A 23941-nucleotide genomic window follows, 5' to 3' on the forward strand; every position below is an offset into this window, starting at 1 on the left:
TCACATATCTACCTTTCTTTCGCTCTGCTTTTATGGTTTTTCTGCAATTCTTCCAACACTTCGGGCGGTATCTTTGAGAGCAGCCGCCCCATCTGCTCGTTGGTTCTCTGCAACTCAAATATCTTCTGGTTCGCTTTCTGCACCTTTAGTTCCTGCTCATACTTTTCATCACGCATACGCCCCGCATAGTCTGATTCCTGCCCGATTTGCTCCTTTAGGCTATTGATATAGGCACTCTGCTTACTGATTTCCTTTGAGAATTTCTCCACGTCTGGGAGCCATGCCGCAATCAGTTCCAGAGCCTTGTCACGCTTCTTCCCTGCATTAAAGGCGTTGATGTCGGACAGTGCAGACACAATTTCCTCATACTGTTTATCAAGCCTGCCGCCCAACTTATAGAGCCATGTGGGGACATGTTTCCGCTTCGTTTCCATTGAGGACTGACCTCTTTCAAGCTGATTCCACCGTGAGGACATCCGCTCATGGTAGGCGGTCTGCCATTCGGACAGGCTCTTTTGATTGCCTAAAATTGTTTTGGCAGACAGCTTATTGTCTGGTGTAATCGGCACAAAACAGAGGTGCATATGCGGCGTTCTCTCGTCCATGTGGACGACTGCGGAGAGGATATTTTTCTCCCCGACACGCTCTGAAATGAAATCCAGAGCCATCGTAAAATACGCTTTCTGTTCTTTGGGCGGCAGGCTGTTCATAAATTCTGGCGAAGCCGTGATAAGCGTTTCCACCATCATCACGCTATCTTTCCTCGTCCTGCACCCTGCTTCGGCTACCATGCGGTTAATCTCTTTCTTGTAGGTGTACCTCGGCGGATTCACAAGATGGTAGTTATCTTTCGAGCGTTCCATATCTATATCTGGATTGCTTTTATAGGCTTCTTTTTTACGCTCGTTGTGGCGTTCGCAAGCCGCAACGCCGCCCGCTTTGCGTTTCTGGAAACGCAGGATTGCATAGGGCATAATTCATCATCTTCCTTTCTTCGGCGGGTAAACTGCCCTTTGGGTGACAGCGGTGACGGCGGTGACAGCAGTTTTGGGATACCCCCTACCGACTGCCTCAACTGTCACCCTTATTCCCTGCATGACGGTCATGTCGATGATGACGGTGTTTTTGGAATACCCCCTCGCAAGAGCCGTCACCGTCATGCTGCCATTCTTTTATCCGAAGCGTGGAGCGTAGGATAAGCAGGGCGTAAGACCTGCCATAAGGGAGTCCAGAGGGAACGTCTGGCACACGACTTTGCAGGGCAAAGTGTAGTGTGTTACACCCTGTAAACGCAGTCGGAAAAATCGGAAGGATTTTTCTGACCGCAGGGGTGGTTTTACACGCCGAAAAGGGCGGGTAAATCCTACGCCTGCACTTTGCGTTTACGGGGTGTTCTCCCGCAGGGATGACAGCGGCAGGGTATCCTAAAATCACTGTCACCGCCGTCACCGCTGTCACCCGCAGCAGAGTCGCCAGCTTTACACGGCTTTAAGCGTCAATGACAGTAACAGGGGGTATCCCAATATCGCTGTCACCACCGTCACCGCTGTCACCCGCCCGCTTTGCAAGCGAAATCTGCCTGCCGTGTTTTTTGCGGCTGTACTGATAAACGATATGGTTCTCATTTAAAAATGTGGTGCGGTATTCATTGAGCCATTTCGTAATCACCGTGGGTATGGTTTCCGTTTCCCTCATAGCGGCTAACAGCTCCGTTGCCGTGCCTGCCCATTCTTCCTTATCCCTCATAAAATCCACCAACCGAAAAAGGACGTCTGGTATCGTTTCTTTCGCAAGCTGCTCCTGCGTTTTTCTCTCCACAAGTTCCCAACTGCAATCACGGAAACGCAGCGTGTATTCCTGATAGGGCGTGTCCCTGCCCGTCACATACAGCTTGGCGGTGTCGGATGCCCGTTTCTCCTTTTCCAGAACAAAGGTAGCGTCCGCACTCCCCGTTAAGCCTGTCGTCCCAGACACCTTGTTGAACACATCGCTGTCATTCTGCTTTCGGATGTGGTGTACGACAATGACCGCCAATGAATGCCTGTCGGCAAAGTCTTTGATTAGTGAGATGTCCCCATAGTCGCTTGCGTAGGCATTGTCTTTTGAAGCTGTACGGACTTTCTGCAAAGTGTCAATGACAATAAGCCTGCTGTTTGGGTAATCTTTCAGATAATCTTCAAGCTGCACGATAAGACCGTCTGACAGCTTGCAGCTTGCCACGGCAAAGTGAAGCCGCCTGCTCGCTTCGTTCGTCAATCGGAACAGCCTGTCCTGTATACGGCAGAACGTGTCCTCAAGGCAGAGGTAAAGCACGTCGCCCTCCATTGTCGGCATATCCCACAAGGGAAGTCCCTGCGACACGCATAAACATAGCTTCAGCATGAGCCAGCTCTTTCCTATCTTCTGTGAGCCGCAGAACAGCGACAAGCCTGTGGGGATAAGGCTGTCCACCACAAAGGACGGCTTCTCAAGCGGTTCATAAAGGAGCGTTTCGGCGTTGACTGTCTGTAACTTCTGCATGGCTTTCCTCCTTTCGGGCGGTGTTTTTGTTTTCGTTGCACATAGGCGTTGACCTCCTTAAAAATAGATTTACTCCCACGAAGAAAAAGTGAGAGTATGTAATGCCGCCAATCCCACACAAATAAAAAACAGATTTCTTTTTCGGGCGGTGTCGGTCACGGTTGGAGATACTTCCTCATTTCCGCCTTTACTTTCTCCTTTGCAATCGCAACAGATTTCTGTATTGCCGAAGCGGTGCAATGCTCCATAGCGGCGATTTGGTAAAAATTGAACTCATACTCGTAGTAGAGCAGGAAACGCCGCCTTTGTATCTCTGGCAGTCCGTCAACCGCCTTACAGAGCAGTTCTGCCCGTTCTGCCTCAATCATTTGTTCCTCTATGCTCTTAGGCAGCTTCAACGCCCGCCTGTTCAGCGTTTCGTCCCATACTTCCGAAAACTCCCTGTGCCGCTCGTCCCATTGGAGGAGATTCCTGTTCCTGCGTTCCATCTGCCGAAACTCCATAAAGAACTGTTCCGACACTTCCAACTCGTGGGATTTGCCCTGCCCGTCCTTAAAGCTGATAAAATACCTTGTGCCGCTTTCCGTGGATTCCTCCCGAAGCGTGTACGCCTTAACTCTGTATGCCATCCCGCTTGCCTCCTGCAAAAAATAAGTGAGGGGATTTCCATCCCTCACCCAGTAGCCCGCAGGACGGCAGGCTGTTTTAGACGCTATAAAATTTTCGTAGCTTCTTCCGCAGATGGTCTAACCTCGCATAGATGGCACCAGTCGTCAAATGCACGAGCGGGGCAATCTCCTTTGTGGAATACCCCTGCATTTTCAGCAGGACGATTTTCAAGGTACGCCCGTCCACCGCGACTAATACTTGATAGAGATTTTCGCTCTCAATCTCGTCCAGTAACTCCGCAACCGTACCCACTTCCGTCTGCCGCTCCCTGTCTGCCATGTCCTCAAGGTATTCCGCAATGTCATTCGTCCATCGGTAAAACCGCCTGTTGGAATTGAAGTCTGCCCTGTCCGCAATGCGTATCTGCTCAATGGTCGCTTCATCAACGCCGCACTCACGCAGCAGCTTTTCCTCCGCTTCTTTCCAGATACGCCATTTCCTGTCCTCCCGTCCGTGGTTATATGCCATGCTTCTTTTCCTCCAATCAGAATTGATTGAGAGGGCAGAGAAAAACCCCCTCATTTTCCCAAAGGAAAAAACAAGGGGCTGAACGCCTTAAATTTTAATTTTCTATTATCTTTCTTAGTTTTCTTAGGATTCTGGCTTTGCGTTTGTTCACAACGCTCTGGGTTATGCCGAACCTCGCCCCGACTTCACGCTCAGAAAGTCCGTCAAAAAAGATTGCCTGTATCAATTCCTGTTCACTATCCGACAGCAAAGGCAGGGCGGCTTTCAGCCTGTCCACCATAACCGCATTGACAACGGTTTCCGCAATGTCTGCCGCTTCATCAGCGATAAAGTCTAAAGGCTTCCCCTCGCTGTCCGTAAATCCATCCAGAGAAAGCAGGCTGTTCTTCGTATCTAATTTTTTCAGATAACGCCACCGTTCCTTATCTCGGTAGAAGTCCGTGTATTGCTCCCTCACGACTTCAAGCAGACAGCCTTGAATGGGGATAAACAGCTTGTCCATATAGGTCTGGTCGGATTCCCTGCGGCGGCAGAAATCCGTATAGGACAGTTCCACATATCTGCCGCTTTCCTTGATATATACCTTTCTCGGTGCGTATTTCACTGTAAGTACCTCCCATCTGAATTTTTGAAATGTTCAAAATCCAGATGGAGAGGTGGCGAACGACACCTAACACCACTAATAGCCCTATGGCACTTTCCAACAAAAATCGACAAAAGAAAAACCGCAAAGGCTCTATGACCTTTACGGTTATGGGAAATATTAATTCTGTTGTATGGAGATTGTACTTCTACATTCAAGGCAGGAAGTGCCGTTGCATAGGCAGAAATTTTTTTAACTGGTTTCCTGCCGTTCTCTGATATGCTATGTATTGATAAATTTTGCTTCGTATGAGCAGATAGATAACTGCCCGAAAAAAGGACATAAAAAAATCCCTCCAAATTTAAAAACAAATTCAGAGGGTAATTTAGGGTATAACAAAATAACCCACCCGAATATCGTTTTTTTTTATTTGGTGAGTTTGTTCTTTCAAATACGAAACAAAAAGAGCCGATGATTCGTGAATTGTTCCACAATTTCATCGGCTCTGCGTCTTAAGCGTCTGGCTCTTTGATGACAGTTATCTTCAAGTTGTCAACTTTAATCAATCTTTCTTGTCTGCATTTTGGACAATAAAGGGGATAATTCTCCAAAACAGTGTCCTTCCTAATTTTATTACGGGTTTTGTTCCCACAAACAGGACACAATATCCATTCGCATTTCATCATAATTAGTCTCTAATCCTTTCAAATCTCATTTTATATGACTTTTGCAAGCTGTTAAGCTAACTTGTGGAACATATGCCGAACCTTATCTATACGGCTATTCGGGCGGCGGGGTTGGCAAATAAATTTACCAATAGCTGGCTGGTATCCTTTTAACTCTGTCAAGCAGACTCCCTGCCCATTTGTGAAATAAGTTAAATCGTTCCTGTATTCTTGAATACATCTAGCAGGGATTTCTCCTTTCAGAATGACCTCGTCATTCTTTATCTGAGTACTTACAATATCTGCACAATACCTTGGAGCATCATGATACGCCCGTGAGAGATATTCCTGCGGTGCATAAATTTCAAAGTGGAGATATGGCTCTAATAGTTCTGTCCCTGCTTTTTTTAAAGCCTGCTCCAATACGATAGGGGAAAGCAGCCGAAAGTCTGCGGGGGTACTTACAGGACTATAATACAATCCATATTCAAAACAGATTTTACAGTCTGTCACTTTCCATCCATACAGCCCCTGCTCGCAGCCATAAAGAACCCCCTCCATAACCGCATTTTGGAACGATTGATTTAAATATCCAAGTGAAACTCTGCTTTCATACTGCACTCCGCTTCCAATAGGGAGCGGCTCTATGGACAACCCGACAGAAGCCCAGAAAGGATTTGGCGGGACTTCTATGTGGATGGTATATTCTGCTTTTCTAAGCGGTCTTTCCATATATATAACAGTAGGCTCTTTTATTTCTGCCTCCACATGATATTTTTCCTCAAGGATGGCACAAATGACTTCCATCTGCACTTTCCCCAAAAAAGAAAGTATAATCTCATGCGTTGTAGTATCCACATAATATTTTAAAAGAGGGTCGCCATCTGAAATTTCTGTAAGTGCCCCAAGCAATATTTCCCGCTGTTCAGATTTCTTTACTGCAATCGTTGTTTGGAGCATAGGGAGAGGATTTTCAATAAATTTTCTCTGCGGCAACAGTATTCCGTTCCCCAAAATACTGTTTAGCTGCAAAACATCATTTGGTAAAATTACAATATCACCAGAGCAGGCTGTATCGGATGAATATAATTCACCGTTTGTCGGAACACACATCTCTGTGATTTTTATTTTCTCTTTTTCAGATATTCTAATAACATCCCTCAAATGCAATGTTCCGCTATATATACGCACATAAACAAAACGCCGCCTTTTCTCTGAATATTCAATCTTAAAAACCTGCCCGCATAGTTCAGATTGACCTTCAGGCGTTGATGAATAAAATTTACTGGCAATCACTTCTATAAGCTGCCGAATCCCCAGATTGTTTTTAGCGCTTCCGTGATAAACGGGAAATAACGTTCCGTTTTGGAATCTCCTGTTTTCTTCCTGTTCCAGTTCTGACATTTTAAACGGTTTCCCTGACATATATTTCTCTAATAGTTCATCGTTTCCCATAATTACCGCATCCCACTGTTCCATATCGTCATTGTCCGTTACATTTATATGGGGATGCTGCCCAACCTTTTGCTTCACTATAATTTCCGAAGAAAGCTTTGCTTTCATTTCTCGATATACCATTGGCAAATCAATCCCCTCTTGGTCAATTTTATTGATGAAAAAAATTGTCGGAATCTTCATTGTCTGTAGTGCATGAAACAGTATACGGGTCTGTGCCTGTATGCCATCCTTTGCAGAAACTAATAATACTGCTCCGTCTAATACGGATAAAGAACGGTATACTTCCGCCAAAAAATCCATATGGCCTGGCGTATCTATAATGTTGACTTTTACATCCTCCCACTGAAAAGATGTCACTGCTGTCTGGATAGTGATTCCCCTTTGACGCTCCAAATTCATTGTATCTGTCCTTGTTGTGCCTTCATCTACGCTCCCTAGTTCTGCAATTGCACCACTGGTATACAATAAACTTTCCGTTAATGTTGTCTTTCCTGCGTCAACGTGAGCCAGAATGCCTAAGTTAATTATTTTCATGTGATTTTCCTCCTATCAACACCCAAAAAAGGGCATAAAAATACCCAGTGATAAATACTCCTATCACTGGGTAAATAACTCCAATAGCCCCAAAACACTTATATGTTTTCGGGCATATAAAATTACATGATAAAAGTATTCTTAAACTGGGTACAAAAAACTAAGCCCCATATTAAAAGTGAAACGAGACTGCTACTTTTTGTTCCCACTATCAAATTGACAGTTTATTTAAGAATACCTTGCCGCATATTTATTAACTCCTTGTATAATACTGAATCTAATTATATTCCTTAACCCTTTATTTGTCAAGCTGACAAACTAAAGCAGAAAAAGCGGCAGGATTTCCCCCTGCCACTAATCATCTGTTTATGCAAAAATAATTTCCTTTTCCACAATCTCCCTCGCACAAGCCCTTATGTTATTGAGGCATCCTGTCCATTCTAAGGCGTTTTCTGCCTTTAGCTGTTCCGTTATGCCCTGTGCCTGTTTCATACCCTCTATGAGCCTTTCAAAGCGTTCCTGTGCCTGTCTGTTGATGTCGGCAAGGTAGGCGTTTAGCCTGCCGCTTGTAAGAAGATTGGTGTATGTAACTTTACGGTACTGTTTTAGATAATCTAAATGCCGTTGCCCCCAGATGCCTATTGCCTGTTCTTCTTCGGCGGGTACAGTTAAGCACGGTATCAAATAATCCCCTTGCCTTTCGTATTTGCCGCCCAGTTCCTCAAATAATGATTTTGCCATTGTCTGTTACCTCCACATTCTTTTTTATTTTGAATGTCCGCAAAATCCGTCCTACATCATTCGACCGCAGTTCCGGTGCAGACGAGTATCCAGAACTTCCGAAAGGAATATCTGGCGCACATTGATCGGGATTACTGCCCGGTCTGTACACAGGCAGCTGTGGCGGAAGGCATTTATGAAGCAGAAGAAGATTATAGAAACGATGGAAACAGCCGGATAGGAAGACAGCATGCAGCAGTCGGTGAACGTGATGTCATATATGATTCGTATGACGCGTATGCAAGACACCGCAGACGTGGCACATCCTATGCGGGACAGTTTAAACGGAGAGGGGGAAGAGAAGCATGATGGTACATCTGACAATCGACGGGCAGCCGGTAGAGGTGGAGGAAGGAACGACGATCCTCCAGGCGGCGAAGAAAGCCTGTATCCACATTCCGACTCTCTGCTATCATGAGGATTTGAGCATCAAGGCGGTCTGCCGTATCTGTGTGGTTGAGGTAGAAGGACAGAGACTTCTTCCGACCGCGTGCAGTACACCTGTTTCGGAGGGAATGGTCGTGCAGACGGCATCCCCGAAGGTACTGAAAGCGAGAAGAAATATTCTGGAACTGATTTTTGCGAGACATCCGCAGGAATGCCTCGTATGTCCGAAGGACGGAAAATGCGATCTGCAGAAGGTAGCGCAGGATGTCGGAATGCACCTCGATATCCGCTATGACAAGCAGCTCCGCCATCAGAAGGAGGACTGGAGTTCTCCGGCCATCATGCGGAATCCGCAGAAATGTATTCTGTGCGGGCGTTGTATGGAGGTCTGCAATGAGATTCAGGGAATCAACGTCCTTTCGAAGGAAAACCGTGGATTCCATACGCTGATTGCCCCGGCCTATGGGGAAAAACTGGCTGATACCAATTGTATTAACTGCGGCCAGTGCGTGCAGGTGTGTCCGACCGGAGCATTGACGGTGCATTATCATACCTACGGGTTATATCGCCAGAAAGAATTAGGCAAAAAACTGATTATCCAGGTGGCTCCGTCCGTCCGCATTACGCTGGCGGAGGCACTGGGTGAGCAGCCGGGTGTTGTCAGCACGGGACGTCTGGTGTCGGCACTTAAGCGCCTGGGCTTTTACAAGGTATTTGATTCTGATTTTTCCGCGGATCTGACGATCCTGGAGGAGGGAACGGAACTGTTAAACCGCCTGCAGAATGGCGGAACTCTGCCGATGATCACCTCCTGCTGTCCGGCGTGGGTTAAATATTGTGAGACTTACGCGCCGGAGTACACGAAGCATTTATCGACGGCAAAATCCCCGCAGCAGATGTTCGGTGCGCTGATCAAGACCTGGTTTGCGAAGCGCGAGGGCATCGATCCGGGTGAGATCTGCAGTGTTTCCGTTATGCCGTGTACGGCAAAGAAATTTGAGTGTACCCGTCCGGAAATGAGGGACAGCGGCTATCAGGATGTGGATATTTCCATCACGGTACAGGAACTGGCAGCGCTGATCCGTGCCGGTGGAATCGATTTTTCTGAGCTTCCGGATACGCCGTTTGACGATCCATTTGGCGAAGGAAGCGGCGCGGGACTTATTTTCGGTGCGACTGGCGGCGTCATGGAGGCGGCACTCCGCACCGTTTATGCGGTGGTAACCGGCAAAGAGATGGAACATCTAGACTATACACCGGTCCGCGGTTTCGAGGGAATCAAGGAATCGCAGGTTGATTTGAACGGCAGAGTGATCAAGGTAGCCGTGGCACACGGCATCAAGAATGCCAAGATTCTGCTGGAAAAGGTAAAGAACGGAACCGCCGATTATCAGTTTATCGAGATCATGGCGTGTCCGGGCGGCTGCATCGGCGGCGGTGGAAATCCGCCTAAGACATGGTCGATCATGGAGAAGCGGAAGAAAGCCATCTATGAGGCAGAGGCAGAGCTTCCGGTCAGACAGTCGCACAAGAACCCGGCGATCCAGAAAATTTATGAGACGTATCTGGGAGAACCGTGTGGGGAGCTGTCACATAAGCTGCTGCATACAGAGTACTGCAACCGGCAGGATCTGTTGCAATAGATTATGTTATTGATCTTCCCAAGTCTCAATCCGCGCCTTACGGTTCAAAATTCCTTTCTCCCATATCATTAAATGCATCTTAAATTCAATCGAATCCTGCGCTGTCGTAAAGGGTTCTTCACGCAGCAGTTCGGAGCGGATGCCGCGCTTTTCAAGCTCTTTCTGTCTTTTTTTGGCAAGAAGTTCGAGAGCCAGGTGACGGGTCTGCTGGGCTTTTCCGAAGGTGCGGGACGGGTAGGCGGAAGAGGCTTTTTGAAGCTTTCGGGTCAGGAGATCGACTGTCTTGGCATGGGCGTTCCGGTGCAGGAGGCGGGCAATCTGACGGGCGCGGCGCTTGGTGGGGTGCTGCTCATAGTCCTTCAGGCGATGTAGCAGTTTTGGATCACCGGCTTCGACGGCGATGGACTGGAAGACGCGCGAAGCGTCTTCGGTGAGATGCCAGGGATTTTCACGGATGACGCGGTATTTTTCCGGGACCGCCGGGTAGCAGCAGACGTTTAGCGGAGGAAATTCCGCGAGGGAGGCAAGCTCCCGCTCGTTTGCGTTGCAGGAGTTTTCCCCCAGATAGTCGAGTTTGTCGCGCAGGATGGCGATGCGGTATTCGAGCTGGCGGAGGTATTCGTAGCCTTTCATCCAGAAGTGCCCGAGCTGACTGTAGTCATAGTAGTGATTTTCGAGAGTCAGATCTTCGAAAAAGAGTGTGACAACCGAGTCTCCCTGATGGACGATCAGGGCATAGCGTTCGTTTTCATCCTGGGTTAAGAGGCATCGAGTTCGCCCTCGTATGCCGGATCGTAGGTACCGGTCAGGCGGACGTTATGGAAGAGGAGGAAACTTTCGACTGCATCATTCATCAGGTAAACCAGGCGGATCGTGTCGGGAGCAGAAGTGCCGGTTTCCGGGAGAATAAGTTCGAACTGGTTTTCGGATAATAGTAATTCTAACATGGAAAAGGGATCCATTTTATAAAACTCCTTAATGTATAAAAATCAAAATGTTTTCCGACACAGGCAGAAAAACGGAGCCAGTGACTATCGTATTCTCAATACAGGAAAACATAGAACAATCATGGTAATTATAAGAGAAATAAGAAGAGGATGCAAGAGAAGAGCAATGCTGCTACCGGATTGTACAAAATTTTCAGCTCAGAAAAATTTTTCCAGTGAATCGTAACATTTTCTATGTTTCACAAAAAAAGATAGTAAAACCGCGCGATTCGTGTTAATATAAGAAAGCATAAGAATAATCGCGGTGTTTTGCAGCGGCGGTGAAAACCGCAAAGCTGCGTAAGAGACTGCAAGTATGAATAGAAAGGAAAATTTATCATGGAAATCACAAAAGCAACCACGATGGGCGAGATGCTTCAGTATGATATGGGTATTGCATATGTTCTGATGGAGGCAGGCATGCACTGTGTTGGCTGTCCGTCTTCGATCGGTGAGTCTCTGGAGGAGGCTTGCATGGTACACGGTCTGAACGCAGACGAGGTTATGGCAAACATCCAGGAGTACCTGAACGCAAAGAAAGAGTCTGAGCAGGCTGAATAATTCAAATTTTAGATTTTAATAAAATTCTGGATAAAAAGACGCTGTGTACGAAGTAATGAGGCTTCAGCATAGCGTCTTTTTCGTTGTTTTATAGGAAAGAACGCCTCATAAAGCAAGAGTGAAAAATGCTCGGATTGTTGTTTAGAGACTGAAAATTGTGTAAAAATAGTATACATTACAGAATTGACGTGATAAAAAGAACCCGTTATAATTGCGATAAAAATATTTTTACTTTTTTTCCGGGAGAGAGACTAAAACATATACCGGATAAAAGCGGGTAGCTGATAGAGTACATAGAGATACAATGGAGGGGTGGGATTATGTTCAGTAAGCGAGAATATGAATACGTGATGGAAATTGCGAAAGAAGGAAGTTTTTCAAAAGCAGCCCAGAAACTCTATATTTCCCAGCCAGCCCTCAGCGGTGCGATTAAAAAGATTGAGAAAGAGTTATATGGGATCTCGCTTTTTGACCGGAATGTGAACCCGGTGGCACTGACCCCGGAGGGGCAGTATTATCTGGAAAAAACGCGGAAGATATACGAGCTCAGCAATGAGATGGAGCAGCATTTTGCAGAGCTGGCGGGTATCCGTTCCGGTGTGATTAACATCGGAAGCTCCGGATATTTCTGTGCGTATTTTCTTCCGGAGGTGATCCGGGGCTATTGCAGACTGAATCCAAAGTGCCGGATCAACGTGACGGAGACGGATATTTCAGGGATGGATGCGGGGCTTAGAACCGGGCAGTTTGATATCACGATGGATGTCGAGGCACTCGACCCGGAGATGTTTGAGAGTGTGACGCTGGGGTATGAGTATATGATTATGGCGGTTCCTGCTTCCTTTGCTGTGAATGAGAAGCTGAAAGAGTTTCAGATCTCCAGGGAATCAATCCTGGAGCGGAGTTTTCTGGATGAAGCGGTGCGTGCGGTGGACCTTTCCAAAGTCTCGAAAGAACCATTTCTGATGCTGAAAAAGAATCAGGATTCTTATAAAAGGAGTATGGATATCTGCGCCCACGCTGGTTTCGAGCCGAAGGTGATTATGTATTTTGATCAGCTTCAGACTGCCTATAATGTGGCGCGGAGCGGACAGTCCGGTATCATCTTTTTTAGGGATGCACTGCTGAAATACACAGAGAAAACGGAAAAACTCTGTTATTACAAGATTGGCGATCCGCTGGCAAAGCGTGCAATCCTTTTGTCGATGAAGCGCTATCCGGGCGTGGGGGCAACAGTAGATGATTTTATCAAATACATTCTACTGGCTAAAAAATAGTTTAAAATTTCACAAAATATTGATAGGAATCTGCTTATAGAGCCATATTTAAAAGTGACTTGGATTTTTATCAGATAAAATGCTAGAGTATATCCCGTAGCTGAAAAAATAGAAACTCGGATGCAGAGCCTGGGCGGCGGCTATTCCCATGACTGTGCGAAAGCGATTGCACTGGTGCCGTTTTTCAAGGCTGCATATTAAAATAAGTGTTCAAATTCTCAGTGCCATGGACAGGCATAAGGATTCTCCTATGGACATCAAACATACTACTAGAATGATTAACTTATAAAAGCCATAATAAAACGATTATATATATTTAAAATCATACGTCTGGAACAGGCATTTCCACTTCCTCCAACCACAAGGAAAGCCTGTATCCAGGCGTATTTTCGCTTATTAGGGAAGGTCAAGTATCATTTTAGACACGTCATGGTCCATAACCATTTACCTATACGTCCATATTCGAAAGAGAGTTGGAACATTTTTGGTGGGAATGGTAAAGTAATGTCAGAAAGAAACAGAGAGCTTCAAGAGGTTGGGTTTCAGACGCTGAAACAAAATGAAAAGAAACAGACAAATAGAACTTCTGAAGAAGCAATCTCTGACAGATAAAGGAGGAAACCATATGAGATTTGCAACTATCAAAGTGAACGGAACAGAAAAAGCCGGTATCGTCTTAAAGAATGGAGTGCTTCCGATTGAGGCACTGAATGCAGCAAAGGGAACCGCATGGGCCGAGGATGTCATGAGTCTCATCCAGAAGCAGCAGATTCCGGGACTGACAAAATGGTATAACGCAGGCGGCAAGGAAGAGCTGGAAAGTATTCCGGGACTGGTTCCGAGCGAGAAAGTTGTATACGGACCGCTCTACCGCAACCCGAAACGTATCTTTGGTATCGGCCTTAACTATGCAGACCATGCCGGAGACATCGGTTCTGCAGCTCCGAAGGGATTTCCGGGAAGCTTCTTCAAGCAGGCAGACACCCTGATTGGTCCGGGCGATGAAATCCTGCTTCCGAAGTTAAAAGAAGCACAGAAAACCACCGCAGAGGCTGAGCTTGGAATCATCATGGGCAAGGATTGCAGAGATGTATCCGAAGAAAACTGGCAGGATGCCATCGTCGGTTACACCACCATCCTTGATATGACTGAGGAATCCATCTTAAAGGGAAATGATTATGTAAGCGGCAACCCGAGATATTTAACCATCGTAAAGAACTTCCCGACCTTCTTCTCCTTCGGTCCGGAGCTTGTAACCCCGGATGAGGTACCGGATGTCAATGAACTTCTGATCCAGAGTGTTCACAACGGTGAAGTTCATGCAGAAAACGTAGTAGCAAACATGACCCACAGACCGCCGCGTCTGGTATCCCTGCACAGCAGCATCCAGCTGGTACGCCGGAGACATCCTTTCCACCGGAACACCGAGAGCGTTCCATATCCAGGATGGCGATGTAGCAGAGTGCCGCATCACCGGACCGGACGGATTCGAGATGACACCACTTGTAAACCCGGTTGTTGATTTAAAGAAACATCCGGAGAAAGAAGCGTAAAAAATGAGATTTCATCCGTGATGGATGGAGATAAAAACGGGCTGCATGGTGATTTCCCCCAAATAGAATCGCCTTGTAATATGTACCGGGGATGGCGTGAAAGCGCCATCCCAATTCCAAGAAACTGACACATATCAGATACATTTGGGAAATAAGATACTTCAAAAAAACGAAAAATTCAAAAAGAACATTCAAATCATTTTATATATTCATTTTAAGCAGGAGGTAGCAACATGGATTTAGGATTAAAAGACAAAGTAGTTCTCTGTATGGCATCAGCAGCCGGACTTGGCAAGGGAATTGCAACCGAGATGGCAAGAGAAGGTGCAAAGGTTATGATTTGTACCGCAGAACCGTTTAAGGATCAGCTTCTGGAAGCACAGGCTGAGATCGAGAAAGAGACCGGAAACCGTCCGGAGACCTTCCTCTGCGATGTTAATAAGCCGGAGGACATCGAGGCACTTGTAAAACACACCGTTGAAACACTGGGCGATATCTACGCACTCGTAAATATGTGTCCGGGTCCGAAGCCGGGACCGTTCGTAAGCTTTGATGATGCGGCATGGGAGGGCGCTTTTGAGATGTGCCTGCTCTCCTACGTAAGAACCATCCGTGCGGTACTCCCGTCCATGAAACGTCTCGGCGGCGGCCGTATCGTAAACTCAACTTCTTCTTCCGTTAAGGACTGCCTGGACAACCTGATTCTTTCCAATACCATGAGAATGGGCGTTGTCGGCATGAGCAAGACCCTGGCGAGTGAGGTCGGCAAAGACAATATCTTAGTCAATGTCATTGGACCAGGTCGTATCGGCACCGCAAGAATCGAGAATCTGAACAAGATGCGTGCAGACAAGGCTGGCATCAGCGTAGCAGATTACGAGAAGGAAGACCTGAAGAAGTTCCCGATGGGACGCTACGGCACCATCGATGAATACGGACGTCTGGCTACATGGCTGTGCTCCGAGGCAAATACATACGTATCTGGTCAGACCATCCTGTTAGACGGTGCGATGACAAGAGCATACTAATTGCAAAAAATGGCAAAGATGCATTTCCGGAATGCAGGACATCCGGAAGAGTTCACGGAAGGCATGTTTTGCAGGTGAATTGGGAAATTTACCCGGAACTGCAGATACCTCTCTCCCGGAGGACATTTGGGGAAATGAAATCTGGGAGAGAATATAGCATAGAGGAGGTTGTTTAAAGCAGGCACTTTTGAAATAGAAAGTGCTGTGAAACAACATGGTGGTCACATATGTGTGAACAGTAAGTGAGGGTATTGCACAAGAAGGGGAATATTCATGAAAGAAAAAAAGAAATTGAGCTTGGCGACAAAGACGTTCATCGGTTTTGGCCTTGGTATTGTCATCGGATTCGTATTTGGAGAAAAAGCAACCATTGTAAAACCGCTGGGAACCATCTTTTTAAATATGATTAAAATGATTGTCGTTCCGATGGTATTCTTTTCCATCACAGCGGGAGTCGCGAGCTTAGGAGACTTGAAAAAGCTTCGGAACATTGGCGTGAAGGTGGTTGGACTGTATGCGCTGACATCTGCACTCTGTGTAGGATTAGGGCTTATCATGGCAAACATCATCAATCCAGGAAAAGGATTTGATTTAACCGCGTTATCACAATCGACTGATTATGAGGCGCAGGCGATGCCGAGTATCATTGATACGTTAATCGATATGTTCCCATCCAACATTTTCACTTCTTTTACCAACACAAATATGCTGCAGATTATCGTATTTTCGGTATTCTTAGGCGTAGCACTTATCATGATGGGAAAAGAGGGGGAACGCCTTTTAGCAGGTGTACAGAGCTGTGCCAATGCAATGTATAAAATCACAGCCATTGTTATGGAGTTTTCTCCGATTGGTGTATGTGCACTGTTAGCAGATTCAGTTGGTGCATATGGTCTGAAAATCTTTGGACCGCTCGGAAAGCTGATTCTCACGGTTTATGCTTCCGATGTAATCCTTGTTTTACTGATGTATATTCCGATGGTAGCGCTTCTGGCAAAGTTCCCGGTAAAGAAATGGCTGCAGGGTATCTGGAAAGTATGGGTTGTAACGGCCAGCACCACCAGCAGCAGCGGTTCTCTTCCGATCACAACCTCTGTTACGAATGATGAGTTTGGCGTATCTTCCGAGTTATCATCGTTCTCCCTGCCGCTTGGCGCAACCATCAACATGAATGGTGGATGTATCTACTATGCAGCGGCTATCGTAATGACGGCACAGATTTATGGAATGAACCTGACACCGTCCGCATTGGTAAACATTATTATTTCTACTGTATTAGTAGCTATGGGCTGTCCGGGTGTTCCGGGAGGCGCGATCATCATGACCACGATTCTTCTGACGAACATGGGACTTCCGCTGGAGATTGTAGGTCTGATTGCCGGTATCTTCCGACTGATTGATATGGCAAATACAACCTTTAACGTAACCGGTGATGTGGTAACCACCATGGTGGTAGCACGTAGCGAGGGCATGATGCATACGCTGGGAACTGGTGCGGAAACCGAGACAAAGGCAGCGTAAGGGCTGGAGAACAGAAAAACGGAATTCCGGCCGGCTACCAGGAAAAATAAAATATTCTTGGAAAAGTGTCAGCAGATGCGGACCAATGAGAATCTGAGAGTATATGCAGAATGAAAAGGAGATTTTATTATGGATAAATTATTCGCAAAAAGAATGGATGAACTGGTTCCGTCTGGAATCCGTAAAGTAAACGAAAAGGCGCTGGCAATGGAGCGCGCAGGAGAGACGGTCATTCACTTTGAGTTAGGACGTCCGGATTTCGATACACCGGAATACATCAAGAATGCCTGCATCGAGGATATCAAAAAAGGCGATGTATTCTATACTTCCAACTTTGGTACCATGGAGCTGCGGGAGGCGATTGCCTGGAAATTAAAGACGCAGAACAATGTAGAGTACAAACCGACTGAGATCATCGTCAGTGTAGGTCTTTCCGAGGCAGTTTTTGATGTCATGGCAGCAATTCTCGACGAGGGCGATGAGGTTCTGGTTCCGAATCCGGGCTGGTTAAACTACTTAAATGTTCCGAAGCTTCTGGGCGCGGTTCCGATTACCTATACACTGAAAGAGGAGAATGATTACCAGATTGATCTGGATGAGATTCGTGCAAAGGTTACCCCACGGACCAAGGCACTCGTTCTTATCACTCCGAGCAATCCGACCGGCGGTGTGCTGGCAGAGGATGTGCTGAAAGAACTGGCAGAGATTGCTGTGAAGAACGATATCATGATTATATCAGATGAGGTATATGAGAGACTGTTATACGATGATGCAAAACACATCAGCATCGCCTCTCTTCCGGGCATGAAGGAGAGAACCATCACATTAAACGGCTTCTCCAAAGCATACTCCATGACCGGCTGGCGTCTCGGCTACGCAGCCTGCAGCGAAGAGATTGTCAAGACTGTCAATAAGCTGCATCAGCACGTGGTTACCTGTGCAAGTTCCTTCGTACAGAAAGCCGGCGTCGTAGCGCTGAAAGAAGAGAAGAACGAAGTAGCAGACATGGTAAAAGAGTATCAGAGACGCCGCGACTATGCAGTTAAAGCAATCAACGAGATCGACGGACTGAGCTGCCGCTGCCCGAAGGGTGCGTTCTACATCTTCATCAACATCGAAAAACTCGGCATGAGTGGACAGGAATTTGCCCCGTTGCTTCTTGAAAATGCCAAGGTAGCAATGGTACCGGGCGATGTATTCGGAAGCGAAGGCGACCACTATATCCGTATGTCCTTTGCAAACAGCTATGAGAATGTTGTTGAGGGATGCAAGAGACTGAAGGAATTTGTGGAGAAGATTCGTAAGTAATTTTAGAATTATAGAGAAATAGACTTCATACAACCTAATACACATATAAAAAACTTGAGCAGGTTGTCATATCCAGAAGGTGTGGCAACCTGTCTGAGTATTATTTTGCTTTACAGTTTGTCCTTTACAGATGTTTGTCAATGACTGGAGACATGATCCTTCAACTTGAACAGTTCTTAAGAGGAAGAGAACTGCAAATGCTGTATAGGAGCAAGCTTATAGAAAGATCGCTTTGCAAAAAAATTATTATAATGACAAAACAGGAGGGGAACAAACAAATGAAAAAAGTCATGTATGTAGAACGAGAAAGAGACGAACACGGGATGTATGATGGCATTTCAGATGCGATGAAAAATCTGGATACAGAACTGGTTATTTCATTGGATCCGAAGGTGGTTGAAGAGTGCGATGGCATCTTGTTTCCAGGCGGTCTTCCGGATGTGGACCCGGCTCTCTATGGGGAAGAGAACCAGGGCAGCAAAAATCTGGACCGGGAACTGGATGAGCTTCAGCTTGCAGTTGTGGACGCGGCCGTTAAGGCTAAAAAACCAATTTTAGCGATTTGCCGAGGAATGCAGCTTGTCAACATATATTTTGGAGGAACCCTTATCCAGGATCTGGAAAAAGGCAGTATGCATACATATGAGTCAGATGAAATTAAGCTGCATAATACGATTAATATCCGGAGAACACCGTTTGAGCTGATGTATGGGGCGAGCGGAATTGTAAACTCTGCACATCATCAGGCGGTTAAGAAGCCGGGAAAGGGATTTAAGATTGGTCAGGTATGGTTTTCCAGAATCCTTTCAAAAGGAGAAAAAGAAGAATGGATGAGAAAAATTGAAAATGAAGAAAAAGTTGAAGTGGAGTGTAAACGAAGCTGCATTATAGAGGGAATGGTCCATAAGGAACTTCCGATTATCGCGGTTCAGTGGCATCCGGAACTGATGCATGCGGATCCGGTTAGTGGAACGTTGGATCAGGATCGGATGTTTGTATATTTTGCATCTATGTACGAGTAATAAGAAAGCAGAGCTTATTAAGAAGGGAGATACGTATGGCAATCTATAATGCAATTATGGCGTTTACTGGGTGGATGTGGACACTTCCGATGCTGATTGTTCTGATTGGCGGAGGTCTGGTTATCACGGTCGCCTGCGATTTTGTACAGATCAAGCATTTTGGACATATGCTTAAGACAACCTTTGGAGATGCAGCACATCATAAGGATGAATCAGGTATTTCCAGCTGGTCGGCTATGGTGGCTACACTGGCCAACACGATCGGAACAGGAAACATCATTGGTGTCGGCAGCGCAATTGCACTGGGTGGACCGGGAGCTGTCTTTTGGATGTGGGTGATTGGATTTATCGCGATGGCTTTAAAATATGCGGAGGCTCTGCTGGGCGTTTACACACGGCAGAAAGATGAAAATGGACAGTGGCGTGGCGGAGCCAATATTTATCTGGCGAAGATATGGAAACCGCTTGGATGGATTTGGGCGGTATCCTGTTGCTTTGGTATGGGAATTGGCTGCGGCGTACATACAGGAGCCATTACATCATCCGTTGCTACGTTTGGCGTCCAACCAATGATTACAACCATTATCTGCTGCGTGATTATTATTGCAGTTCTCCTGGGCGGATTAGGTGCCCTGGTAAAGGTAACCGATAAACTGGTCCCGACGATGGCATTTATTTACATGGCAGCGGGAGCAATCCTGATTATTTTAAATATTCAAAATTTTGTTCCAGCATTTGTATCTATCTTTACGAACGCATTTACCGGAACGGCAGCAACCGGCGGATTTGCAGGAGCGGCGCTCTCAGCTACGATTAAAAATGGATGCGCAAGAGGTGTTTATTCGAATGATGGCGGAAACGGAAGTGCAAGTATCCTTCATGCCCAGGCGAATACCAATGAACCGGTAAAACAGGGAATGTTCGGTATTTTTGAAGTATTTATGTGTACGATGGTTATCTGTACATTCAGTGCGATGGTTATTTTGGTAACTGGAACATGGACAACAGGTGCTCCGGGTTCTGTCCTTGCAATCAATGCATTTGGCACGATTGGCTTAATCGGAAGACTGGTAGCTTCCATCAGCTTGATTTTGTTTGCAGCATCCTCGGCGTTATCCATGTCAACTTCTTCCGGAATTCTGGCAGAGAACCTGCTCGGTAAAGCAGCCAGAAAAATAATGCAGGTGCTGGTAGTTGTATTTTGCTTCTTAGGCGGAACGGTTGGTGTAGATGCAGCTCTGCCGTGGGTAGATGTCGGAAATATGATTATAATTTTAGTTCATGTCATTGGCATTATGTTCTGGGTTCCGAAAATGCGGGAACTGACACTTGATTACTTTAAACGTCTGAAAAATGGGGAAGTAGAGGCGTAAGAGGATGATTTTGTGGATGGTTGCAGTGTAATCGGCACTATTGAAATACAAAAACGTGTAAACTTGAAAGTATTAGTATTAAATAAATGGTAGATGGAAAGATGACAAACTTTGTTGCAGTACTGACGATTAAAAGTGGGAAAAGAAGTGAATACGCAGCGGAACTCAGACGCTTGCAGCTGATTGAAAACTTCCGCGAGCAAAAGGGTAATATTTATTATCAGATTGGTGAATCGATCACGGACTCTGATAAAATGGTAGTATCCGATGCCTGGGAAAAGGAGGCTGATTTTAAAGCGCATTGCAGCTCTGAACTGGTTCAGAATGAGTGGAATGAGCTTTATAAAAAATATGTAGAAGCAGAAGTATCAGATGTCTATGAAAAATAAAGGCCGGTAAATGGTAAAGCTGAAGGGATGTGTTGCAGTAACGATTTAAAAAATCGCTACTGCAACCCTTTTATTTTAAGGAAAAACGTTTAGATTTAGCTCTTTTCCCTACCCGTTGTTGATTTTGAGCATACTTACCCAGACCTTTCTCGAAGAAGGCCTGGGATTTCTTTCCTTTTTTGAATTATCAAAATTTATGCTGTTTCTTTCAGCTTAAACAGATGCTGTCCTGTCTTTTCGGTCTGTATTTTATTATGAAGTTTATTGATATTGTGTGCGATTGCAAGAATGACGCTTTGTGCAGTGACGTTTTCTTTTCCGCGGTACATATATCGTCTGAATTCCATATCCTGTTTTACAGAAGCGAAGGATCCCTCTGCTTGTATACTTCGATTTACTCGGAGCTGAATTCCGTATGGGCTGGTTATACGTTCAAGTTCTTCTGCTCGTTGCTGCTTCATGGTTTTTGAAACATACAGTGTTTTACTACGCTGTTCCATTGATGTTTTGCAATTATTGCCTTTAATGCAATCCGTTTTATAAGGACAACCACTGCAGTCGGAACATTTATAGACAGTTGTAGTTCTTCTATAGCCGGTTGCCGTTTTTCCCTTCTTTTCATACGGGACTGTCAATTTTTGATTGTTCTTACATATATAAAAATCATTCTCCTTATCGTAGTCCATGTTCTCCATTTTTCCGATATCTGTTTTGAATCTACGCTTTTTTGAGATTTCATAGTTGTTTGGCTTGATGAATGCCGTCTGCCCATTGGTCTCAATAAATAGATAATTCTCCTCACTTTCATAACCAGCATCAGCAACTATCTCTGTGTACTTGAATCCCAGGTTCTGTTCCATATCTTTCAAAAATGGGATCAGGGTTTTGGTATCTGTTGGATTTGGGTTTACTGTGAGCTAGGTGATATATTCCGAATCAACTCCATGCAGTATAATCTTTCTGTAATTTAATGTGTTTGGTCATACATTAATTTTACACCAAGAGCCCGACTTTTCGAAGCCGGGCTCTTAAATTTTTACAAAAAAGTGCTGCCGCACTAATTTTCACTTAGTGCGACAGCCCCTTTTGGCTGCTCCGGAAATAGGGGGCAGAGTATTGATATATATTCAAGCATGGAGGAAGAGTTTGTGAATAAGAAAATTGTAATTTTAAATGGAAGCCCGAGGGAAAAGGGAAATACAGCTGCATTAGTAAATGCATTTTCAAAAGGCGCCGAGGAGGCCGGAAATACCGTCCGGATTTTCCGGCTTGGAAAGATGGAGATCCATGGCTGTAAAGGATGTTTTGGAGGAAAAAATGAGGAAGAATATCCCTGCGTCCAAAAAGATGATATGCAGCAGATTTATCAGCCGGTGAAAGAGGCAGATGTCGTTGTTATGGCATCACCGCTATATTATTGGAATATGAGTGGGCAGCTCCGGACGGCAGTGGATCGTTTGTTTGCACTTGAAGAAGGAAATAAAAATTACCTTCGCGGCAATAAGTCATCTGCACTTCTGATGGCAGCGGAAGGAAATGGGTTTGAGGATGCGGTGGTATATTACGATCACCTGATGGAATATTTAAGATGGAAAAATCTGGGCCATGTCCTGGCGGGCGGCAATATGATGCCGGGAGACGTTGACGGGAAAAAAGAAGTGGAACAGGCATATGAATTAGGAAAAAGCATTTAATTTATGTCTATTGCTGCCCATTTTCGGAAAATAAACGGTTCAAAGGCATATTTGAATGGAAGAGCGGAGTGAAGAGCACAAACGCCGGCCATCACTTTTTAGAAGAAAAGCCAGGATGGTGTTTGTGGGTATGAAATTATAGCCGATGCTTGTCACCCCAGTCACACATTCCGTCTAAAATGGGAATCAGGGACTTTCCGCGCTCGGTTAAGCTGTATTCTACTTTTGGAGGAATTTGTGGGTATTCTTCGCGATGAATTAATTGATCCATTTCAAGTTCTTTTAGGGTAGAACTAAGTGTTTTGTAAGAAATTCCACCGATATACTTTTTCATTTCATTGAAACGGACGACACCAAATTCCATCAGGGTATAGAGGATGGTCATTTTGTATTTTCCGTTGATTAATGACAGTGTGTAGCTAAATCCAGTGGTTTCCAATTGTTCTTTTGATATGCAGCGGGCCTCCATTTTACACTCTCCTTTTGGTTAGTATTGCACTTTTATGTGCGTACTTGTTCTTTTGATTATTATTGATATAATTATAATATAGTTATTAAGTAAAGTCAATTTGAACCGAAAAGAATGTGCGGATGGATGTCCTCTTACATGAACAGCTTGGACACCGCGAAAGAAAATAAACATATAAGGCAAATTGCTTTACATAAAATTAAAATGTATTCATTAAGGAGGAAACGATTATGAGAGCAGAATTAAAAGAGTACCAGGCGGTAGAAGAAGCAGCAATGAAATTTGTTAAGAGTGTCGCAGAGGGAAACAGTAAATATGCGAAAGAGCTGTTTACCGATGAAGCGGTTCTGTTTGGCTATCTGGATGGAAAACTGGAGCATGGTTCGATTGAGCAGTTTTATCATAATGTAGATACCGTTCCTGGTGGAGACAATTTTAAAGCCCGCGTTGATGTACTTCTGGTAGAGGAATCACTTGCGGTTGTACGTGTTCTGGAAGAAGGCTGGGGCAATCGGATTGATTTCACAGATGTATTGCTTCTGTTAAAGATGAATGGTGAATGGAAGTGCGTAGCGAAAGCATACAATCAGAATTCCAACACGATTCAGCGGTAATTAAAAAATAGTTGTTTGGATTTGGCGCAGCGGTTCTTGTAACTGCTGCGCATATTTTGGATGATAGGAAACTTTTTAATCATACCGAAATAGAAAGTGAGGAAAAGATGAAAAAGCTTTGGAGTAAACCCATATCTATTTCTGATGCCAACCTATATGATGATTCAGTGGATGTTATGATGATGGCATGGAAGAGCAGTGCGGGATTGATGAAAAAGTGATGAGCAGGCTGCCACATTGAGGGAGATGTAGCAGCCTGTTTGGAATATGGCAAAAGAGTATATTGACCTACTATATGAATTCGAAAATATGGTCAAAGGACTGGAGCTGGATCAAGAGGAAGTTTAAGCAGAAGAAGCAAATGCGAAAAGCACATGAAAGACATTTGGGAACAATAGAAGACTTTCATGTGCTTTTTGTGCTTAATAGAGCCTATGGC

Annotated in this window: 26 protein-coding genes and 1 pseudogene; 14 read left to right on the plus strand and 13 right to left on the minus strand. The window is 45.3% G+C overall.

What is annotated here, in order from left to right:
- Positions 1–8: 8 nt before the first annotated feature.
- The 9 genes from mobV to DWX76_RS07915 form a co-directional block, all read right to left on the minus strand.
- A complete protein-coding gene (gene mobV / locus DWX76_RS07860; RefSeq protein WP_002596256.1) occupies positions 9–974 on the minus strand; it encodes a MobV family relaxase in 966 nt (321 codons plus the stop codon).
- A gap of 6 nt (positions 975–980) precedes the next feature.
- The gene (locus DWX76_RS07865) at positions 981–1160 is read right to left on the minus strand and encodes a hypothetical protein (RefSeq protein WP_004613323.1); all 180 of its coding nucleotides are present in this window, start codon (positions 1158–1160) and stop codon (positions 981–983) included.
- Between the two features lie 328 nt (positions 1161–1488).
- Positions 1489–2520, minus strand: a complete 1032-nt coding sequence (locus DWX76_RS07875) for an AAA family ATPase (protein ID WP_002596255.1) — start codon at positions 2518–2520, stop codon at positions 1489–1491.
- 155 nt (positions 2521–2675) lie between these two features.
- A complete protein-coding gene (locus tag DWX76_RS07880; RefSeq protein WP_002596254.1) occupies positions 2676–3149 on the minus strand; it encodes an RNA polymerase sigma factor in 474 nt (157 codons plus the stop codon).
- 76 nt (positions 3150–3225) lie between these two features.
- Positions 3226–3657, minus strand: coding sequence for a sigma-70 family RNA polymerase sigma factor (locus tag DWX76_RS07885; RefSeq protein ID WP_002596253.1), 432 nt, complete (start codon positions 3655–3657; stop codon positions 3226–3228).
- Positions 3658–3751: 94 nt separating this feature from the next.
- The gene (locus DWX76_RS07890) at positions 3752–4261 is read right to left on the minus strand and encodes a sigma-70 family RNA polymerase sigma factor (RefSeq protein WP_002596252.1); all 510 of its coding nucleotides are present in this window, start codon (positions 4259–4261) and stop codon (positions 3752–3754) included.
- A gap of 491 nt (positions 4262–4752) precedes the next feature.
- Entirely contained in the window at positions 4753–4926 is a 174-nt protein-coding gene (locus DWX76_RS07905; protein ID WP_008724758.1) for a cysteine-rich KTR domain-containing protein, read from the minus strand.
- A 51-nt stretch (positions 4927–4977) separates the two neighbouring features.
- Positions 4978–6897 (minus strand): tetracycline resistance ribosomal protection protein Tet(O), encoded by a 1920-nt coding sequence (gene tet(O), locus DWX76_RS07910; protein WP_002596250.1) that lies wholly within the window; start codon positions 6895–6897, stop codon positions 4978–4980.
- A 366-nt stretch (positions 6898–7263) separates the two neighbouring features.
- Positions 7264–7638 (minus strand): TnpV protein, encoded by a 375-nt coding sequence (locus DWX76_RS07915; protein ID WP_001129922.1) that lies wholly within the window; start codon positions 7636–7638, stop codon positions 7264–7266.
- A gap of 75 nt (positions 7639–7713) precedes the next feature.
- Between DWX76_RS07915 and DWX76_RS13960 the strand changes: the two genes are divergently transcribed.
- Together DWX76_RS13960 and DWX76_RS07930 are read left to right on the plus strand one after the other, a co-directional pair.
- Positions 7714–7986, plus strand: a complete 273-nt coding sequence (locus tag DWX76_RS13960; protein ID WP_182429755.1) for a hypothetical protein — start codon at positions 7714–7716, stop codon at positions 7984–7986.
- The gene (locus DWX76_RS07930) at positions 7983–9707 is read left to right on the plus strand and encodes an NADH-dependent [FeFe] hydrogenase, group A6 (protein WP_329751004.1); all 1725 of its coding nucleotides are present in this window, start codon (positions 7983–7985) and stop codon (positions 9705–9707) included. Before DWX76_RS13960 ends, DWX76_RS07930 begins: the two co-directional genes overlap by 4 nt.
- A 6-nt stretch (positions 9708–9713) precedes the next feature.
- Here DWX76_RS07930 and DWX76_RS07935 read toward each other — a convergent pair whose 3' ends face one another.
- Both DWX76_RS07935 and DWX76_RS15050 read right to left on the minus strand, forming a co-directional pair.
- On the minus strand, positions 9714–10493 hold the full coding sequence (locus DWX76_RS07935) for a DUF3878 family protein (RefSeq protein WP_118570456.1): 780 nt from the start codon (positions 10491–10493) through the stop codon (positions 9714–9716).
- A complete protein-coding gene (locus DWX76_RS15050) occupies positions 10466–10669 on the minus strand; it encodes a DUF3878 family protein (protein ID WP_118523989.1) in 204 nt (67 codons plus the stop codon). The genes DWX76_RS07935 and DWX76_RS15050 overlap by 28 nt, the downstream gene beginning before the upstream one ends.
- Positions 10670–11032: 363 nt before the next feature.
- Between DWX76_RS15050 and DWX76_RS07945 the strand changes: the two genes are divergently transcribed.
- From DWX76_RS07945 to DWX76_RS07985, 9 genes are all read left to right on the plus strand, one after another.
- Positions 11033–11254 (plus strand): DUF1858 domain-containing protein, encoded by a 222-nt coding sequence (locus tag DWX76_RS07945; RefSeq protein WP_107001272.1) that lies wholly within the window; start codon positions 11033–11035, stop codon positions 11252–11254.
- A gap of 320 nt (positions 11255–11574) precedes the next feature.
- Positions 11575–12531 carry a LysR family transcriptional regulator gene (locus DWX76_RS07950; protein WP_118570457.1) on the plus strand — a complete coding sequence of 319 codons (957 nt, stop codon included), beginning with the start codon at positions 11575–11577 and terminating at the stop codon, positions 12529–12531.
- Between the two features lie 625 nt (positions 12532–13156).
- Positions 13157–14053 (plus strand): fumarylacetoacetate hydrolase family protein, encoded by an 897-nt coding sequence (locus DWX76_RS07955; protein WP_243022494.1) that lies wholly within the window; start codon positions 13157–13159, stop codon positions 14051–14053.
- Between the two features lie 264 nt (positions 14054–14317).
- Positions 14318–15112 carry an SDR family oxidoreductase gene (locus tag DWX76_RS07960; protein WP_118570458.1) on the plus strand — a complete coding sequence of 265 codons (795 nt, stop codon included), beginning with the start codon at positions 14318–14320 and terminating at the stop codon, positions 15110–15112.
- Between the two features lie 273 nt (positions 15113–15385).
- Complete coding sequence (locus tag DWX76_RS07965; protein WP_118570459.1) at positions 15386–16633, plus strand: dicarboxylate/amino acid:cation symporter; 1248 nt, start codon at positions 15386–15388, stop codon at positions 16631–16633.
- Positions 16634–16762: 129 nt separating this feature from the next.
- A complete protein-coding gene (locus tag DWX76_RS07970; protein ID WP_107001267.1) occupies positions 16763–17941 on the plus strand; it encodes a pyridoxal phosphate-dependent aminotransferase in 1179 nt (392 codons plus the stop codon).
- Positions 17942–18219: 278 nt separating this feature from the next.
- Positions 18220–18963 (plus strand): gamma-glutamyl-gamma-aminobutyrate hydrolase family protein, encoded by a 744-nt coding sequence (locus tag DWX76_RS07975; protein ID WP_182429756.1) that lies wholly within the window; start codon positions 18220–18222, stop codon positions 18961–18963.
- Positions 18964–18998: 35 nt separating this feature from the next.
- The gene (locus tag DWX76_RS07980) at positions 18999–20336 is read left to right on the plus strand and encodes an alanine/glycine:cation symporter family protein (RefSeq protein WP_118471822.1); all 1338 of its coding nucleotides are present in this window, start codon (positions 18999–19001) and stop codon (positions 20334–20336) included.
- A 101-nt stretch (positions 20337–20437) separates the two neighbouring features.
- On the plus strand, positions 20438–20725 hold the full coding sequence (locus DWX76_RS07985) for an antibiotic biosynthesis monooxygenase family protein (protein WP_182429757.1): 288 nt from the start codon (positions 20438–20440) through the stop codon (positions 20723–20725).
- Between the two features lie 194 nt (positions 20726–20919).
- Here the strand turns inward: DWX76_RS07985 and DWX76_RS07990 are convergent.
- Positions 20920–21621 (minus strand): annotated as a pseudogene (locus DWX76_RS07990) (transposase); the annotation flags it as partial.
- A gap of 252 nt (positions 21622–21873) precedes the next feature.
- Here DWX76_RS07990 and DWX76_RS07995 point away from each other — a divergent pair.
- Positions 21874–22419, plus strand: coding sequence for a flavodoxin family protein (locus DWX76_RS07995; RefSeq protein WP_118570479.1), 546 nt, complete (start codon positions 21874–21876; stop codon positions 22417–22419).
- A gap of 136 nt (positions 22420–22555) precedes the next feature.
- On the opposite strand, the gene DWX76_RS08000 is transcribed toward DWX76_RS07995, so the two are convergent.
- Positions 22556–22888, minus strand: a complete 333-nt coding sequence (locus DWX76_RS08000; RefSeq protein ID WP_118570462.1) for a winged helix-turn-helix transcriptional regulator — start codon at positions 22886–22888, stop codon at positions 22556–22558.
- A gap of 230 nt (positions 22889–23118) precedes the next feature.
- On the opposite strand from DWX76_RS08000, the gene DWX76_RS08005 reads away from it, so the two are divergent.
- Both DWX76_RS08005 and DWX76_RS08010 read left to right on the plus strand, forming a co-directional pair.
- Positions 23119–23502, plus strand: a complete 384-nt coding sequence (locus DWX76_RS08005; RefSeq protein WP_118471828.1) for a nuclear transport factor 2 family protein — start codon at positions 23119–23121, stop codon at positions 23500–23502.
- A gap of 11 nt (positions 23503–23513) precedes the next feature.
- Positions 23514–23723 (plus strand): hypothetical protein, encoded by a 210-nt coding sequence (locus DWX76_RS08010; protein ID WP_118570463.1) that lies wholly within the window; start codon positions 23514–23516, stop codon positions 23721–23723.
- Positions 23724–23941: the final 218 nt, after the last annotated feature.

The sequence above is a fragment of the Clostridium sp. AF21-20LB genome, assembly GCF_003478795.1.
Classification (GTDB): Bacteria; Bacillota; Clostridia; order Lachnospirales; family Lachnospiraceae; genus Otoolea; species Otoolea fessa.

Bases quoted from the DNA above. Each gene is read 5' to 3' on its own strand.
- DWX76_RS07915 (WP_001129922.1), bottom strand. From the start codon at position 7,638: ATGGCAAAATCATTATTTGAGGAACTGGGCGGCAAATACGAAAGGCAA.
- mobV (WP_002596256.1), bottom strand. From the start codon at position 974: ATGCCCTATGCAATCCTGCGTTTCCAGAAACGCAAAGCGGGCGGCGTT.
- DWX76_RS07955 (WP_243022494.1), top strand. From the start codon at position 13,157: ATGAGATTTGCAACTATCAAAGTGAACGGAACAGAAAAAGCCGGTATC.
- DWX76_RS07970 (WP_107001267.1), top strand. From the start codon at position 16,763: ATGGATAAATTATTCGCAAAAAGAATGGATGAACTGGTTCCGTCTGGA.
- DWX76_RS07905 (WP_008724758.1), bottom strand. From the start codon at position 4,926: ATGATGAAATGCGAATGGATATTGTGTCCTGTTTGTGGGAACAAAACC.
- DWX76_RS08005 (WP_118471828.1), top strand. From the start codon at position 23,119: ATGAGAGCAGAATTAAAAGAGTACCAGGCGGTAGAAGAAGCAGCAATG.
- DWX76_RS07880 (WP_002596254.1), bottom strand. From the start codon at position 3,149: ATGGCATACAGAGTTAAGGCGTACACGCTTCGGGAGGAATCCACGGAA.
- DWX76_RS07975 (WP_182429756.1), top strand. From the start codon at position 18,220: ATGAAAAAAGTCATGTATGTAGAACGAGAAAGAGACGAACACGGGATG.
- DWX76_RS07875 (WP_002596255.1), bottom strand. From the start codon at position 2,520: ATGCAGAAGTTACAGACAGTCAACGCCGAAACGCTCCTTTATGAACCG.
- DWX76_RS08000 (WP_118570462.1), bottom strand. From the start codon at position 22,888: ATGGAGGCCCGCTGCATATCAAAAGAACAATTGGAAACCACTGGATTT.
- DWX76_RS07980 (WP_118471822.1), top strand. From the start codon at position 18,999: ATGGCAATCTATAATGCAATTATGGCGTTTACTGGGTGGATGTGGACA.
- DWX76_RS07930 (WP_329751004.1), top strand. From the start codon at position 7,983: ATGATGGTACATCTGACAATCGACGGGCAGCCGGTAGAGGTGGAGGAA.
- DWX76_RS07945 (WP_107001272.1), top strand. From the start codon at position 11,033: ATGGAAATCACAAAAGCAACCACGATGGGCGAGATGCTTCAGTATGAT.
- DWX76_RS07885 (WP_002596253.1), bottom strand. From the start codon at position 3,657: ATGGCATATAACCACGGACGGGAGGACAGGAAATGGCGTATCTGGAAA.
- DWX76_RS15050 (WP_118523989.1), bottom strand. From the start codon at position 10,669: ATGGATCCCTTTTCCATGTTAGAATTACTATTATCCGAAAACCAGTTC.
- DWX76_RS07965 (WP_118570459.1), top strand. From the start codon at position 15,386: ATGAAAGAAAAAAAGAAATTGAGCTTGGCGACAAAGACGTTCATCGGT.
- DWX76_RS07960 (WP_118570458.1), top strand. From the start codon at position 14,318: ATGGATTTAGGATTAAAAGACAAAGTAGTTCTCTGTATGGCATCAGCA.
- DWX76_RS07985 (WP_182429757.1), top strand. From the start codon at position 20,438: ATGACAAACTTTGTTGCAGTACTGACGATTAAAAGTGGGAAAAGAAGT.
- DWX76_RS07865 (WP_004613323.1), bottom strand. From the start codon at position 1,160: ATGACGGTGACGGCTCTTGCGAGGGGGTATTCCAAAAACACCGTCATC.
- DWX76_RS07950 (WP_118570457.1), top strand. From the start codon at position 11,575: ATGTTCAGTAAGCGAGAATATGAATACGTGATGGAAATTGCGAAAGAA.